Genomic DNA, 14,724 nt, shown 5'->3' with positions numbered 1-14,724 from the left:
CGGCCTCACTGCGGATCGTTGAGGTGCTGGACGAGGTGCACGAGCGTCTCCGGCTGCTCGGTGGCGAACGTCTTCAGCCACACGCCGGTCGACGTGTCGCCGACGAGCAGCGTCATCATGTGCTCCTCGGGCCGCCGCACCTGCCCGCCGAGCCGCCGCAGCACCGCGGCGACGTTGTCGGGCGCGCCGGTCAGGAAGTACCAGCCCTCGCCCGCCTTGAACCTCGCCGCGTACTGCTTCAGCGCGGCCGGCGTGTCGTTCTCCGGGTCGACCGTGATCGTCAGCAGCGTCGCGCGCTCGCCGCGGGCGCGGAGCAGCTCCTGCACGCGCGCGAGGTTCGCCGTCATCGTGGGGCAGGCGCCCTTGCACGACGTGAAGGCGAAGTTGATGAGCACCTTGCGGCCCCGCAAGAGCCCCTCGTAGAAGCGGTGCGCGCGGCCGTGCTGGTCCACGAGCTCGGTGTTGGTGAAGTACTTCTCCGCGGCCGCGTCGTCCTCCCTGGAGACGCCCCCGACCTTCATCCGCTCCACGCGGGGCGGCGCCTTGTCCTCGGCGGGCGTGTGGCGCGCCAGCGAGGCGACCGAGATCGCGAGGGCCGCCGCGGCGAGCGCCGCGCCGCGCCTCATCGCGCGCCTCCCGCGGCCGCGGCCGCGCCGCGCGGGGACACCCGCAGCGGGACGACGGGGAGCGCGCCAGCGGGCGCGCCGCGCCCCGGGGCGGCCGCGAGGAAGCGGTACTGGCCGGGCGCGGGCGGGGTGAACGCGACCGAGAAGGTGCCGTCGCCCTCGGCGCGCGGCGCGCCGCGGAAGCGATAGCCCGACGGGAACCGAACGATCATGATCTCCATCTCCTTGGCGTCGATTGCTGAGGTCCCCTCGCGCGCGGCCGCGCGGAAGCGGAGCGTCGCGGGCTCGCCCGCCTCGAGCCGCAGGTCCGGCGCGAAGAGCGGCTCGAGCGCGATGCCCGGGTCGAGGTCGCCGCCGCAGCCGGATTGCCCGGCGTAGCCCGCGCCCGGCGCGCAGCGCGCCGGCGCCACGGTCGCCTCCAGGCACACCGCCGCGCGCGGGCGGTCGAGGAGGAGCTCGACGTCGTAACGCCCCGCCGCGGCGAGGCGCACCGGCGCCGCGTACACGCCCGGCCGCACCTCCTTGAGCGACCGGTCCTCGACGAGGATCGACCGCGGCTCGCGGCCGTAGCTCGTCAAGGTGCCGATCGGGGCCATCATGCCCTCCACGTACACGTAGAGGGCCCGGTCGGCCGGGCTCGCGATGACCGCGCCGTTGCCCTCGGGCATGGGGGCGATCGGCGCGGCGAGCCCGGCCTTCGCCGCGAGCGCGGCCGCGCCCGCGGCGGCGGGCGGCTCCTGGCCGGCCGCGACGTGGACGACGGGCGGCGCCGCCGGGCCGCCGAGCGCCGCCCGATCGATGAGCGAGACCTTCGCCGCGCCGCGGTTGCGGACGTAGGCGAAGCGGCCGGTGAAGGTCACCGCGTCCGGCGCCGCGAACCCGGCGAGCGCGTGCGCCACCGCGCCCGTCGCGGCGTCGAGCAGCGCGACCTCGCCCGCGGCCGGGTTGAGCGCGAAGGCGAAGCGCCCGCCCGGATCGAACCGGAGCGCGCCGAGCCCCGGCTTCAGGGCGACGCGCCCCGCGACGGCGCGGCGCGCGGCGTCGAGGATCGCGACCTCGCCGGCCGCGCCGCGCGCCACGTAGACCACGCCCGCCTCGTCGCTCGCCGCGACGGAGACGGCGCCCTCGCCCACCGCGACCTCGCCGAGCGGCTCGAGCGCGCCGGCGTCCACCACCGCGACCGACTCCCCCCGCTCGCTCGTGATCCAGGCGGCGCGGCCGCCGTCCGTGAAGGCGATCTCGTGGTGGCCCGGGCCGACCTCCAGCGTCCGCAGCACGTCGGTCGAGCGCGCGTCGATCACGCTCACGGTCCCGTCGCCGTCGTTGCCCACCCAGACCGTGCGCCCATCGGGGGAGACGACGACGCGCGACGGGTCCGCGCCGACGGGCACGTTCGTGCGGACGAGCCCCCGCCGCGTGTCCACGACCGCGAGGCCCCGCCCGCCCCGGAGCGTGACGTAGAGGCTCTCCCGATCCGGGTGCAGGGCGAACGAGGCGCCGGGGCCCGCGAGCGTGACGACGCTCCGGAGCTTCGTCCTGCCGAGGGCGACCTGCGGGTTGATGGCCGAGACGGTGTTGTCGTCGTTGAGCGTCCAGAGGAGGTAGGCGTTCATGTCCACCTCCGGGCGCACCGACAGAAGGCCCGCCATGAAGCTCTTGATCTTCCCCCGGCAGCGCTCGTCGTCCGGCGCCGCCTCCGCCGCGCCGGCGGCTCCGCCGTCCGCCCCGTCGCGCCGCGACATCCACCCGAGCGGCGCGAGGCCGCCCACCGGCGCGCCGCTGGCCGCGTCGGTGACGGTGAACTCGGCCAGGGCCTCCGTGCCCGCCGCGGCCGGCTCCGCGACCCCGGCCGCGCCGCGGTCTGCCCCGTCGCGGCCCCGATCCAGCGGGCGCAGGGCGAACGAGATGGAGAGCCCGTCCCGCTCGACCCGGCTCGCCGGCAGCGGAGCCGCCGCCGGCGAGGCCGGCGCCTCCGCCGACGACCCCGGCGCCTCCGCCGGTGTCGTCGACGCCTCCGCCGGCCCCCCGGCCTCCTGCGCCGGGGGCCCGGCGCCCTCGCGCTGCGCGCCGCGGAGCGCCTCCCCCCGGCTGCAGCCGAGCGCCGGGGCGGCGCTGAGCCAGGCCAGCGAGAGCCACAGCCCGCGCGCGCCCGTCCAGATCCGTCTCATCGAAAGGCCCCTCCTCCCGCTCACGGCGTGAGCCGCACGATCCCCCAGAGCCCCCCGGCGAGCATGGGGTTCAGTTGATCGAGGTAGAGGCGATCGCCGGGGACCGCGAACATGCCGCCCACCCTGAAGTAGGGGACGATGTTCCACGCGCTCATGGGGCCGATGCCGCCCTGCGCGCCGACGGCGAAGGACTTGCGGTTCCGGCCCATGGTCCGGGACCCTGCGCCCTCCGCCCACGGGTTGTGCGCCCACTCCGTGCCCCAGAGGCTGAAGGAGTGCTGGCGTCGGTGCCCCGAGGGCTGCAGCACGCGGACCCGCACGCGGTCGTAGACGCTCATCTTGAAGACCGGCGTCGCCGGATCGCCGCGCTCCGCCGAGCTGAAGGCGTCGCTGAGATCGAGGCCCGCGAGGCCGCCGATCCGCGTCTCCGGGGGCACGCCGAGGCGCGCCCAGAGCGGCGTGGTGCGGTAGTTGAACGCCTGGTGGCCGGACGTGTCCGAGTCGACGTCGCCGACGAGGTTCCGCAGGGCGGTCCCGCAGTCCAGGGACGCCGTGGTGCAATGGAACGCCGCGTCGTCGGAGTGCAGCGCCACCTCGTCCTGGTAGAAGAGGACGATCTCGCGGAACCAGATCTCGGCGCCGCTCGGATCCCGGTACTTCACCTGGACCGCCGCGCGCGTGTCCCGGTTCGGGTACCAGACGGCGCCCTCCGGCTCGACGATCAGCGCGCCGATCGCGCCGTGCATCGGGTGGTTCACCACGTCCGCCATGTCCTTCAGGTTGATCGCGCCGAGCTCGACGGGGGTCCACCGCACGCCGCCCCCGGGCGCCGCGGTGACGTTTCCTGCGTACCAGGTGTATTTCCGCCGCTCCCCGGGCCCGACCGTCTGGTCCCCGTTCCGGCCCACGTTCGCGCCGTCGCTCGTCGCGACGTCGTAGGCCACGAGCTGCGGGTGCAACGACACGCGGTTCGAGGACCTCACCTGGTTGACGTTGAACCCGTCGACGATCGGGGTGTTGTAGTTCCAGTGCGGCGTCTTCGGCGGGCTCTCCGGCAGCTCGTTGACGAGCGTGACCTCGACGCACTCCCCGGCCGCCGCGCGCAGCACGAGCGGCTCCGCCGGGCGCGCGCCCGAGCGGACGGCGGCCAGATCGCCCGCGAGCACGAACAGGATCGCGTCGGGATCGTAGAGCCCGTGCGCCGCGTCGTAGGTGAGGCGGTCGCCGGGCAGGTTGCCCTTCGCGGCGATCGCGTGCACGACGTACGATCTCACGCGCGCGTCCGGCGGGCACACCCGGGCGTGCTCCGCCGGCACGTCGGGCGGCGACGCGCCCGGGAGCGGCAGGAGGCCGGGCACCGGCGCGCCGTGGACGCGCAGGAGGCCCCACATCCCTTTCCAGAGGTCGTCCGACGCCGCGCTCTGGTAGAGGTAGTCCGCGCCGCCGGCCGCGTTCTTCACGAACAGGGGCGTGGCGTCGAGCGCGAGGTCCATCTGCTCCGAGGCGCCGATCGGCTGCCCGTTCGAGAAGCCGCTGTCTGGGTCGTCCGTCTCCTTCAGCCACTTCTTCCCGTGCACCGAGAAGACGTGCTGCTCCGCCTGCGCGCCCTGGGTGAGGCGGATCAGCGCGCGGTCGCCCTCGTAGGCGCGCAGCAGCGGCGTCGCGGGGTCGCCGTGCACGATCGAGCTGAAGACGTTGTGCATGTCGCCGGCGGCGCCGGCCTTCTGGGCGACCTCGCCCGTCGCGCAGCTGCGCTCCGCGATCCGCATCGGGATCGGCTCGTTCCGGTAGTTGACGACCCCCGCCCCCGGGTCGCGCCAGGAGAGCGGCTCGGGCGCGAAGCCCTGGTGGGTGACCGCCGCCGGCAGCGCCGCCGCGGTCTGCGTCGGCGGGTTCACCGGGTTGCCGCACTCGTCGTAGGCGATGGCGTAGTCGGCGAGGCTCAGGTTGAACTCGCGGAAGGGCGCCCGGCCGTCGCCGTCCGGGAACAGGATGTCGGCGCGGTAGCTCGTCGGCCCGCCGTCGCTGCGGCCGCCGAACGTCTCGCCCGTCTCCGGATCGCGCCAGAGCGAGCCCGCGGGCTCGACGACGAGGCCCGCGTAGAGGCCGTGGTGCTGGTGCGACGAGGCCGAGAAGTGATCGTGGGTGAAGGCCGTGCTGAGGGCGCGGCCCTCGCCGGCCGCGCTCGCGATCGGATCGGCCCACCAGCGCTGCGTGGTCGTCTGCGTGCCGAGCGGCGCGCCGGGCAGGTACGGGTGCTGCCGCGCCGCGAGCCGGACGCGCGCGCCCGACTCGACGACGGCGCCGTCGGCCTTCAGCGCGCCGCCGAGGGCGTTGGCCGCGTCGATGCGCGCCACCACCTCCTGCGCGGCGAGCGTCCCGTCCTCGTAGTTGAAGCCGTTGGCCGCGCCGTCCGAGGAGGTGACGTCGAACTTCACGAGGTGGATGTGCTGGCCGATGACGTCGGTCGGCGTATCGATCTGGAAGTCGTCCTGCGCGAGGCGGTCGGGGATGAGGTTCGTCGCGTGGAAGACGACGCACTCGCCGGACCTCGCGCGGATGAACAGCGGCTCCAGCGGCCTCGTGCCCGCGAGCGTGGCCTCCACGTCGCGCTCGAGGACGATCGCGCGCGCCTGCGGATTGTGCCAGCCGGCGCCGTTCACCGGGGCGTCGACCTGGACGTAGGCCGCGCGGTAGGTGCGCACCGGCGCGTCCGGCGGGCAGGGGTCGGCGTAGGGGGCGCCCGCGACCGGCGGCTGGCCGTTCACGAGGAAGAGCGCGCGCTCGCCCTCGGCGGTGAAGGACGGGTACCCCTTCGCGGGGAACCCGTACCGCGTCGTGACGGGCACGGCGCCCGGGAACGCGCCCGCGTGGAAGTCCATGGCCGCGACCTCCGCCGCGGTGCCCTTCTTCGGCAAGAGCTTCACGTTGGCCTCGTGGATCTGCACGTCGAAGTCGCCGCGCGCCCCGAGCTCCGCCCCGCCCGGCGGGACGCTCGTGATGACGTGGCGCGGCAGCCCGCCGTCGTGCTCCATGTCGCGCGGCGGCTGCGACGCCCGGTGTCCGGCGAGCGCGGCGATGTAGAAGGGATATCCCCGCATGGCCGGCCGCACCGCGGTCCGCCCGTCGGGCAGCGCGACCGTCGTCGGCGCGTCGGTCGGCATCGGCGGCAGGGCGGCGCGGGGGATGGGCACGACGGCGGGCGTCGGCGTCCCGCCGGCGAGCTCGCCGTCCGGGAGCGCGCGGTCCGGCGTGCCGGCCTCGAAGACGTCGTGGTTGCGCCAGAGCCCCCACATTCCTTGCACGAAGTGGGGATAGAGATGGCAGTGGTAGATGGAGTCTCCCGCCGTCAGGTTGCGGTTGCCGCCGCCGCCGTAGGCGATGTCGTAGGTGTAGGCCGCCCTCGGGCCGATGGTCTGCGAGTCGACGTACGTGCTGTTCTCGTTGCTCGGCGATCTCAGCCACTGGTGACCGTGGACGTGGAAGACGTGCGTCTCGCTCGGGCCGGCGTGGAGGTTCCGGATGCGGACCGGATCCCCGAGGTAGCCGTGGGAGACGTTGGACGGGTCGTCCGGGTACAGGGCCCTGACGGCGTTATCGTCCTCGTCCCGCTCGATGTTCAGCGCCGGATCGCCGCTGGTCCACGAGCTCAGGAAGAACTCCTCGAATTTGCACTCCACGCAGTCCTTGCTCGGCCCGATCTTCCTCCGGTTGGCGAGCACGGCCGCGCCCAGGCTGGCCGCGCCGTAATTGATGCCGAAGCCGCTGCGCACGCCGTGGTAGTGCGGGTCCCGCTGGAGCTCCGGGAACGCCTGGACGGCGCCGAGCTCGTCGTGGAAGAGCACCGTGAACTCGCGGAAATACCCCACGTCCTTCGAGGCGGGCGTCCCGACCTCCGTCTCGTCGTAGTCCGCGATGATGGCGTTGAGGTCGCCGTGCACGATGTGCCCCTCGTCGTCGATCATCCGCAGGATCGGCACGCCGGACGCGTCGACCGCGCGGTAGTTGATGCGGGGCGTCCCGTCGGGGTTCGGGGGGTCGAGGGAGGCGGCCTTGAGCTCCTCGGCCGTGACCTGCGAGCGGTAGGCGACCGCGCCGACCGGCTCCACGTGGACGGCGCCGAACAGCCCCTGGGCGATCTGCCGCAGCGGCCTGCCGATGCCGTCCGCGCCCATCATGGCGCCGGCGCTGTGCATGAGGAACGTGCCCTCGCGGCCGGCGAAGAGCTCGTACCTGCGCGTCTCCCCCGGCGCGGCCAGCGAGCTCTCGTTCTGCCCGACGTCGCCGCCGAGCGCGTCGAGGTTCCGGATCTGGAGCCCGACCACGTGGATCGAGGCGTGCCGGGTCGACGGCGAGGCGTTCGGCAGCGGCCCGTCGGCCGGCGCGAGCCAGTTGGTGAAGGAGATGGAGAGCCTGTCTCCGGCGTTCACCCGCAGGACGAGGGGCCTCGGTCGTTTGCCCGGCCGGAGCGTGGCGTTGCCCGGCCCGACGGGCCTCGATGGATCCGCCGCCACCACGTCCCGACGGAGCGCGTACACCATGCCTGCCGGGTTGAACGCGCCATAGCGGTCATAAACGAACATCTGATCTATGGCCACGACGTCGGCGAGCACCGTCCTCCCCGACGCCTGCGCATGCAGGGCGTCGCTCAACGCCTCCTCGCTTTGCGCCACGCTCTCCTCCTCCTCGGGAGGCGCGCCGGCGTCCGCACATCCGATGGCAGTCATCATCACCGCGACCCACGCGAGCCGCCAGGAATGCCTCATCAGCACATGTGTCTCCCTACCCCGGGTGGAGCCTAGAAGTGGGCGCTCATGTCGTTCATCCGCGCAGCGCAGCCGTCCCCCGAGGCTGTTCAGCTGGCATGGTGGTTTGTCTCCACATTTCCTCCAGGTCAAGAATTGTTATGGAATTATGGGCGGCCACGGAATCGCGGCGCGGCGCTGCTCTGGACAGACACACGGCCAGCTCGGCGGCGGTTCTGTCCTCGTCACGAGCGCGCGCCTGCGCTCCCGCCGCCGCGGATCAAGCCCGTCGCGCGGGCGGCCCAGACGGCCTCGCCGCGCGGAGGAGCATGCTTGTCCCAGCGCTGCTCCGCTCGTTGGATGGGACTGTCCACGGTCCTCTCGAGACGTTCGTCCCGGATGCGCTCGAGGGAACTCTCCACAACGCCTCGAGACCGCCAGGGCGACGTGCACGGAACCCTCACAGGCCGCGCTGGAACGAGAGGTAGCTTACAACAAGGCGAGCGGGGGGGTAGGCGGGCATGCGGGGAGATCGTTGATCTTTCCTCCCGCCTTCCCGCCTTCATGGCTCAATCCGGCCGCCCACGGCGGCGGTTCGGCCGGAGCGGCTCGATCGGCCCCGCCGGGCGGCGCGGCGGGCGAGCGCGCGTGTCCTCCGCGGCGCCGCGGGCGCGCCGCCGCCCTCGGTCCGTCGGCAGTCCGCCGTCGATCTGCCGTCAGTCCGCCGTCAGAAGGCGACGCAGACGGCCTCGTCGATCCGGAGCACGGACTCCTGGTCGAAGCGCTGCTTGTACTGCTCGCGGATCGCGTCGATCGCGTCCGAGGCAGCCTGTCCGCCGTCGTGGAGGAGCATGATGAGCCGGCTGTCCTCGTGGATCAGCTCTCCCGTCGACGCGCGGTATTGCCCGTCGACGTCGAACTGCGTCAGCCCGTCCTCGAAGCGTGGGGTCACGACCGTATCGACGAACTCCTGCCATTCCTCCTGGGTCACAGGTGGTCCTTCGAGCCGGTCCATCCCGAAGAAGAGCTCGGTCCGCACCATCGGATCCCCGCTCTCGCAGGTGGGCTCGGCGGTGGGCGCGGGCAGCGGGTCTTCCTCGGCGCTGTAGCACCCCGCGGCGACGAAGAGCGCGGCGAGGAGGGCAGGCAGGAGCGGTCGGCTGGTCATCGAGGCTTCTCCGGTGGGCTTGTTCGATCGATCGTTTCAGTCGATGGACGCTTTGTTCAAGGAGCGATCGAAGCCGTCGGGTACACGACGTAATCCACGCCGGGATCGTCGACGGTCGTCGTCTCGAAGGTCCAGGTCCCGCCGGGCGGAACGTCGGCGGCCGCGCGGCTCGTCGCCATGCCCAGCGGCCGTCCGACGCGATTCACCGGAAAGACCGCCACCTCGGGGTCGCTCACCGCGACATCCAGGCCGTTCTCGAGCGTGCCCGTGTAGGCGCTCCGGTCGCCCCTGCTGACGGTCTCCACCGCGCCGACGGTGATGGCGTCGACAGGGACGACGTCCACGGTGAAGGCCGGAAACCTGTGCTTCAGGGCCCCGAGCTCCTCGATCACGAGGTCGTCGGGAAGATCGGTCGAGGCAGCCATCGCGACCTCGCCCGGGGCGACGCAAGGGATGATCACGCCGGAGCCGTCGTTCAGCTGATAGAGCCGCCCGCTGCGCAAGCTACCTCCCCAGCTTGTCACGAGCTGCTCGGCCTCGTCGATGAAGTAAACCATCATGCCGGCGTCGCAGGCCGGGGTATCCCCGTCATTTCTGACAGCGGCGTAGAGCTCGGGGCCGTTCGCGCCCTGCACCAGCGTGAAGGCGACCAGCGTGAGCCCCCCGCCCTCCCCGTCCAGCTCGGCGCTGGACAAGCCCTCCGGCACGAAGAGCAGGTCCTCGCCGGAGCCCCCGCCCACTCCGCTCCCGCTCGTCTCCGAGCCGCTCGAGGCAGCTCCCGCCTCGCCGCCGCCCGCGCCTCCGCTGTTCGTGGTCCCGCCGGACGGCAGGACGACTCCACCGCTCCCCGATGAGCCGCCGCTGGCCGTGCCCCCGCCGCTGCCGGGCCCGTTCCCGCCGGTACCCTCCCCCTCATCGCGGGTGCTCCCCGAGCACGCGAGAGGGAGGACAAGAGCGACGGCCCCGAGGACGAGGAGGGACTTCGACTGCATCGTTGTGTGGAGGGCGAGGGCCAGGATGACTGCTTTTCTAGCGGCTCACGCTACCGTCTTGGCCTCCCCCAGGCAAGCGCCACTTCTGGAGCTTGGACCATGAGCGTTCCCGATTGACGGCATCGCGAGCCAAGTTGCTTTCTGCGCCATCATGACTCCATGGGCGTAGTGGCCCCCTCGGGTCGTGCGGCGCGTCCGTCCACGATCGCGTCGAAACCCAGAGCGGTCTAGCTGTACATTTTTCGACGCACTGGATCCGTCAGGGGAGCGCGTTCACGCGAGAAACACCGGCCTCTGGCGGCCGGCCTCTGGCGATCGAACGAGCTCTCGTCGGGCTCTCCTTTCTTACGTTGGCAACAGGCCGCGCGATACTGACGCTCCGCGCAGGGTGACGCTATCCAGCAAGTTGACGCTATCCAGCATAGCGTCGAGAGCGCTGGGGGCCTCGTGCGCGCCGCCGCCTCGCTCGGCGGAGGTACGGCCCTCGAGATCGAAGCGGGCCTCAGCGCGCCGCGCGTACGCCGGCGCTTCACTATCACGCCTCCAGAGGAACGGTCGGGGAGCCGCCGGTGATCTCTCGCTGGCCACCTGCGAGCTCGTCTGCAGCTCTTGATCCGCACCGGTGATCACTTCGACACCTCGCGGGAATAGTTGCGGTATGCGAACGGTACGGCACCTATCGTACATCGGTACGACGATTTTTATCACTTCATTGGCCTTCCTCCCTGGGTGCACCGGCGACATCGCGGGCAGCGGGGAGGACGACACCCCCGTCGATCCGGGAGAAACAGAGGACCCGGGGGATCCCGATGTCTGCATCCCAGGAATTCCGGCGACCACGCAGCTCCCGCGGCTGCTGAACCGGGAGTACGACGCCGTGGTGAGGGATCTGCTCGGCGTGACGACACTGGCGAGCGCCGGCAACGGCACGCCGTCCTCGCTGCTCGTTCCGGACCTCGAGGGCAGCCTGACGGATATCGCATGGAACTCCTACCTCGTGGCCGCCGAGCGCGTCGCCGCCGAGGTGATGGCCGGGCCGAACAAGTCCAAGTTCATCGCCTGCGATCCGGCGGCGGCAGGGTGCTACGAGACGACGATTCGCTCCTTCGGCCGCAAGGCCTTCCGTCGCCCTCTGACGGATGAAGAGGTGCAGCGCTTCATGCGGCTCACCACGCTGGAGCCCCAGGGCACGCCCGCCGAGGTCGCCGAGGCCATCCTTTACGCCTTCCTTGCTTCGCCCTCGTTCATCATGCTCCCCGAGCTGGCGCAGGAGAAGGAAGGAAGCGCGTACAAGCTCTCCAGCCACGAGGTGGCGACGCGGCTAGCCTTCCTGCTCTGGGACTCCGTTCCGGATGACATCCTGAGCGCGGCGGCCGACGCCGGCGAGCTCACCACCAAGGAGCAGATCCTGGCGCAGGCGCAGCGGATGGTGAAGGACCGCGCCAAGACGGCGCCGCTCGTCGCCACGTTCCATCGCGTCTACGCGGACATTCGCCAGGGGGCGCACTGGGCGACCCTCGATCACGACAAGACCCAGTACCCCGAATACTCCCAGGGCGTGGTCGCCCCCATGATGGCGGAGATCGACGCCTTCTTCGAGGAGGTGGCGTTCGAGGGGGGTTCGTTCAAGGACCTCTTCCTGAGCAACGTCGGCTTCGTCAACAAGGACACCGCTCCGCTGTACGGCCTCAACCCCGCGGACTACGGGACGGAGCTCGAGCGGGTGGAGCTCGACCCGAACGAGCGGCCGGGGTTCTTGACCCGCGTCGGCTTCTTGAGCTCCTACTCGAGCTACGCCGCCACGAGCCCGATCCTCCGCGGCGCGTTCATCACGACGAAGCTGCTCGGCGTCCCCCTGCAGCCGACGCCCGGCGCGACGGAGACGCCGCTCCCCGAGGGCGACTTCACGACGCAGCGTCAGGTCATCGAGGCGCTGACCTCCCCGGGAGGGTGCGTCGAGTGTCACAGCGCCTTCGTCAACCCGCCGGGCTTCGTGCTCGAGCGGTACGACTCCGTCGGCAAGCTCCAGACCGAAGACCCGCTCGGCGGCGCCCTCGACACGACCGGCGACGTCTTCTTCGGCGACAACAACACGAAGCGGATCACGACGCCCCAGGAGCTGATGACGGAGCTCGGCGCTGGTCCGGTCGCCAAGCGCCACTATGCCGAGCAGTGGGTCGCCTTCGCCACGGGACGGGCGCCGAACTCGAAGGACGCCTGCACCGTCGATGGGCTCAACACGAAGCTGTCCAATAGCGGCTACACCATTCTCGATCTACTCACCGATATCACCCAAGCAGATTCTTTCCGTCTGCGCGTCGCTGGAAAGTGAGAAGGAAGTACGAACATGACGAAGAAGAATCTGACCCGAAGAATCTTCCTCCGAGGCCTCGGTGGAGCCGCTGTCGCCGCGCCCTTCCTGAGCTCCGTCGCGGAGCGTGAGGCGGAGGCGCAGCCGGCCGGCGGCGGGGCGCCGAAGCGGCTGATCGTGCTCTTCACGCACTACGGCTGCCTGACGAACCGGTGGTTCCCGGCGAAGTCGCACGGCCCCTTGACCGCCGCCGACTACGAGGCGACCACGCTCAAGCACCTCGCCCCCTATGCGTCCAAGCTCCTGATGCCCCGCGGCATCCGGGCGATGAACGAGTGGAGCTTCACGAGGTCCCACGGCCAGAACAACGACCCCCACACGCAGGTCATGGGTTCGTACTTCACCTGCTACCCGGTGACGCCCGAGAGCGACAAGTTCGGCGCCAAGTCGACCGGCCGCTCGCTCGATCACGTCTGCGCGGAGCAGGTCAACCCGAGCGGCGCGGATCCCCTCCTGATGCAGATCGGCGGGGTGAGGACCGACGCCATGTCGAACTTCTCATACCGCAAGCCCGGAGAGATCTTCTCGGGCATCGGGTCTCCGACGACGATCTTCAACAACCTCACGAACCTCTTCGGTCAGGGATCCATGTCGCCGGACACGTACAAGGTCGTCCGCGGCAAGAGCGTCATCGACATCGTGCGGGAGGACCTGCAGACGCTCCAGCGGTACGACATGAGCCAGTCGGACAAGCAGAAGCTCTCGGACTGGATGGACCTCCTCCACCAGACGACGGGCACCGTCAGGGCCCAGTGCAGCGATGAGATCGCGGCGGAGCTCGGCCTGACGGCCCAGTCCGTGCAGGCGGCCGCGCAAGGCGGCGGCCTCAGCGTCGACCTGTCGAAGTCGACGAACATCATGCTCGACCTCGCGGTGCTCACGGCCATCTGCGACCAGAACCGCGTCATCTTCATGAAGTTCCCCGGGACCACGATCTTCAAGTGGGACGGCGTGAACCATGAGAAGGACACCCACGGCATCTCCCACCGCATCGGCACCGCCTTCATGGGCGGGGATTGCCTCACCGGTGTGAACGAGATGATCCAGCAGATCGACGACTGGTACGCGAAGAAGTTCGCTTACCTCGTCGGCCGGCTCGACAGCTTCAACGAGGGCGACGGGAAGCTCCTCGACAACACCGCGACCGTCTGGTTCCAGGAAGACTCGGACGGCAACAGCCACAACCTCAACAACCTCCCGATCATCCAGGCGGGGAGCTGCGGCGGTTACTTCAAGGTGGGCCAGGCCGTGAACGTGTTCGACGGCAAGCCCGACCTGACCCGCGGCAACAGCGAGGGCGCCTGCGGACCTGGCGACAACGACGTCAGCAACGCCGACCTGGACGGCACCGGGACTCCGGCGGACATCGCCAACGCGCCGATCAACAAGTATTTCTGCAACTTGATGAACGCCATCGGCGTGAAGGCCGGCGCGGACGGCTTCCCCGCGAAGGGCGGCACGGCGGACGTGACCCACTTCGGCAAGTACGACGACACCAAGCTCTTCGCCAACGAGAGCAACCCGGCATCCATCAAGAACCCGGGAGAGTTCGCGGAGCTTCGCGCGGGCGGCTAGCCGTTGCTTGCGCCGGGTCGACCGGGGCGAGCGCAATAAAAAGGCCCCTCCTTCGGGAGGGGCCTTTCGCTTGGTGTGCCCAGCGCGGCGCGCCTTGCACGGGAGGACTCTACACGAGCGGGATTTCGGGGCGAAGGCGTCAAGGACGCCAAGGACGCCAAGGACGCCAAGGACGCCAAGGACGCCAAGGCGCCAAGGACGCCAAGACATTGTCTTGTTCTTGGCGTCCTCGGCACCTTGGCGGTGCAGCTCTCGTTCGATCGACGTAGTTGGCGTTCTAGGCCCGGGCCGATCGCGAGGTTCGTCCGGCAGAGCCTGGCCCCACGCCTCGACCGCTCACCGCGGGGCGCCGGCGGCGACCCACCGCTCGATCGCGTCGATGTATGCTGGGTCCAGGCAAGAGTATTCTGTGACGGGCTCGGAGACGCAGCCATTCGGCATGCGGCCGATCTCCCCGCAGGGTCCATTGAGGATCTTGACGAGGGCGCTCCGCTCCGGATCGCCGGGGGTGACAATCGGAATGTTGCCGCAGGCCTCGGACACGTACGTGGTCAGGATCGTGTAGAGTGTGTCGTCGTCCTGCATCGTCGAGTCCTGCAGCGTCGGCTTCGCCTCGCCGTTGTGGCAGCTCGAATCGGCGCAGTGAGCTCCCACGAAGACCTGCCGGACCGTGGCAAAGCTTGCTTCGATCTGTGAGCCGCCGCCGCCGGTCCCCGAAGCGCTGGAGCTCGCGCTCGTGGCCCCTCCAGTGCCTGTGCCTCCAGGGTCCCCCCCGCCGGACCCGGGCCCGCTCGTGCCCGTGCCTTCGGCCGTCGAGCCGCTGTTGTTGTCGTCGTCGTCGCCCGAGGATCCGGAGCAGCCTGAAAGAGGCGACAGGATGGCGACGATTGCTGCTGTTGTTGCGAAGTAGGAGAGTCGAATTTTCATAGATCTCACGATGGTGGTGAGAGAGAAAGTATAGCTTTCGTCCTCTGTCAGATCAAAGAGAAAGGCTTCGATCTTCGGACTTTGAGGGCGAGATGTGATCGATGAGCGCGTTTGGCGGAGTGGAACTTTTATGACGACGCCGCAAGCGCTCG

General features: G+C 70.6%; 8 protein-coding genes. 2 read left to right on the top strand and 6 right to left on the bottom strand.

The annotated features are described in order from the left end of the window. Positions 1-5: 5 nt before the first annotated feature. The 5 genes from WMF43_RS12485 to WMF43_RS12465 all read right to left on the bottom strand — a co-directional run bounded on the left by WMF43_RS12485 (position 6) and on the right by WMF43_RS12465 (position 9,699). Positions 6-626, bottom strand: coding sequence for an SCO family protein (locus tag WMF43_RS12485; protein ID WP_437680056.1), 621 nt, complete (start codon positions 624-626; stop codon positions 6-8). Then, a complete protein-coding gene (locus WMF43_RS12480; protein WP_437680055.1) occupies positions 623-2,794 on the bottom strand; it encodes a YncE family protein in 2,172 nt (723 codons plus the stop codon). The genes WMF43_RS12485 and WMF43_RS12480 overlap by 4 nt, the downstream gene beginning before the upstream one ends. A 20-nt stretch (positions 2,795-2,814) precedes the next feature. Continuing rightward, positions 2,815-7,560 carry a copper oxidase gene (locus WMF43_RS12475; RefSeq protein WP_437680053.1) on the bottom strand — a complete coding sequence of 1,582 codons (4,746 nt, stop codon included), beginning with the start codon at positions 7,558-7,560 and terminating at the stop codon, positions 2,815-2,817. A 706-nt stretch (positions 7,561-8,266) separates the two neighbouring features. After that, positions 8,267-8,707 (bottom strand): DUF3574 domain-containing protein, encoded by a 441-nt coding sequence (locus WMF43_RS12470; RefSeq protein ID WP_437680051.1) that lies wholly within the window; start codon positions 8,705-8,707, stop codon positions 8,267-8,269. A gap of 56 nt (positions 8,708-8,763) precedes the next feature. Further along, a complete protein-coding gene (locus tag WMF43_RS12465) occupies positions 8,764-9,699 on the bottom strand; it encodes an FxLYD domain-containing protein (RefSeq protein WP_437680049.1) in 936 nt (311 codons plus the stop codon). Between the two features lie 712 nt (positions 9,700-10,411). Here WMF43_RS12465 and WMF43_RS12460 point away from each other — a divergent pair. Then, positions 10,412-12,031 carry a DUF1592 domain-containing protein gene (locus tag WMF43_RS12460; RefSeq protein ID WP_437680047.1) on the top strand — a complete coding sequence of 540 codons (1,620 nt, stop codon included), beginning with the start codon at positions 10,412-10,414 and terminating at the stop codon, positions 12,029-12,031. Positions 12,032-12,046: 15 nt separating this feature from the next. Then, positions 12,047-13,645, top strand: coding sequence for a DUF1552 domain-containing protein (locus tag WMF43_RS12455; protein ID WP_437680045.1), 1,599 nt, complete (start codon positions 12,047-12,049; stop codon positions 13,643-13,645). A gap of 336 nt (positions 13,646-13,981) precedes the next feature. On the opposite strand, the gene WMF43_RS12450 is transcribed toward WMF43_RS12455, so the two are convergent. Next, on the bottom strand, positions 13,982-14,572 hold the full coding sequence (locus tag WMF43_RS12450) for a hypothetical protein (protein WP_437680043.1): 591 nt from the start codon (positions 14,570-14,572) through the stop codon (positions 13,982-13,984). Positions 14,573-14,724: the final 152 nt, after the last annotated feature.

Origin of the sequence: Sorangium sp. So ce131 (assembly GCF_051519095.1) — a bacterium.
Lineage (GTDB): Bacteria > Myxococcota_A > Polyangia > Polyangiales > Polyangiaceae > Sorangium.
This window is presented reverse-complemented; position numbering and strand designations above follow the sequence as displayed.

Bases quoted from the DNA above. Each gene is read 5' to 3' on its own strand.
- WMF43_RS12450 (WP_437680043.1), bottom strand. From the start codon at position 14,572: ATGAAAATTCGACTCTCCTACTTCGCAACAACAGCAGCAATCGTCGCC.
- WMF43_RS12455 (WP_437680045.1), top strand. From the start codon at position 12,047: ATGACGAAGAAGAATCTGACCCGAAGAATCTTCCTCCGAGGCCTCGGT.
- WMF43_RS12470 (WP_437680051.1), bottom strand. From the start codon at position 8,707: ATGACCAGCCGACCGCTCCTGCCTGCCCTCCTCGCCGCGCTCTTCGTC.
- WMF43_RS12475 (WP_437680053.1), bottom strand. From the start codon at position 7,560: ATGAGGCATTCCTGGCGGCTCGCGTGGGTCGCGGTGATGATGACTGCC.
- WMF43_RS12465 (WP_437680049.1), bottom strand. From the start codon at position 9,699: ATGCAGTCGAAGTCCCTCCTCGTCCTCGGGGCCGTCGCTCTTGTCCTC.
- WMF43_RS12485 (WP_437680056.1), bottom strand. From the start codon at position 626: ATGAGGCGCGGCGCGGCGCTCGCCGCGGCGGCCCTCGCGATCTCGGTC.
- WMF43_RS12480 (WP_437680055.1), bottom strand. From the start codon at position 2,794: ATGAGACGGATCTGGACGGGCGCGCGCGGGCTGTGGCTCTCGCTGGCC.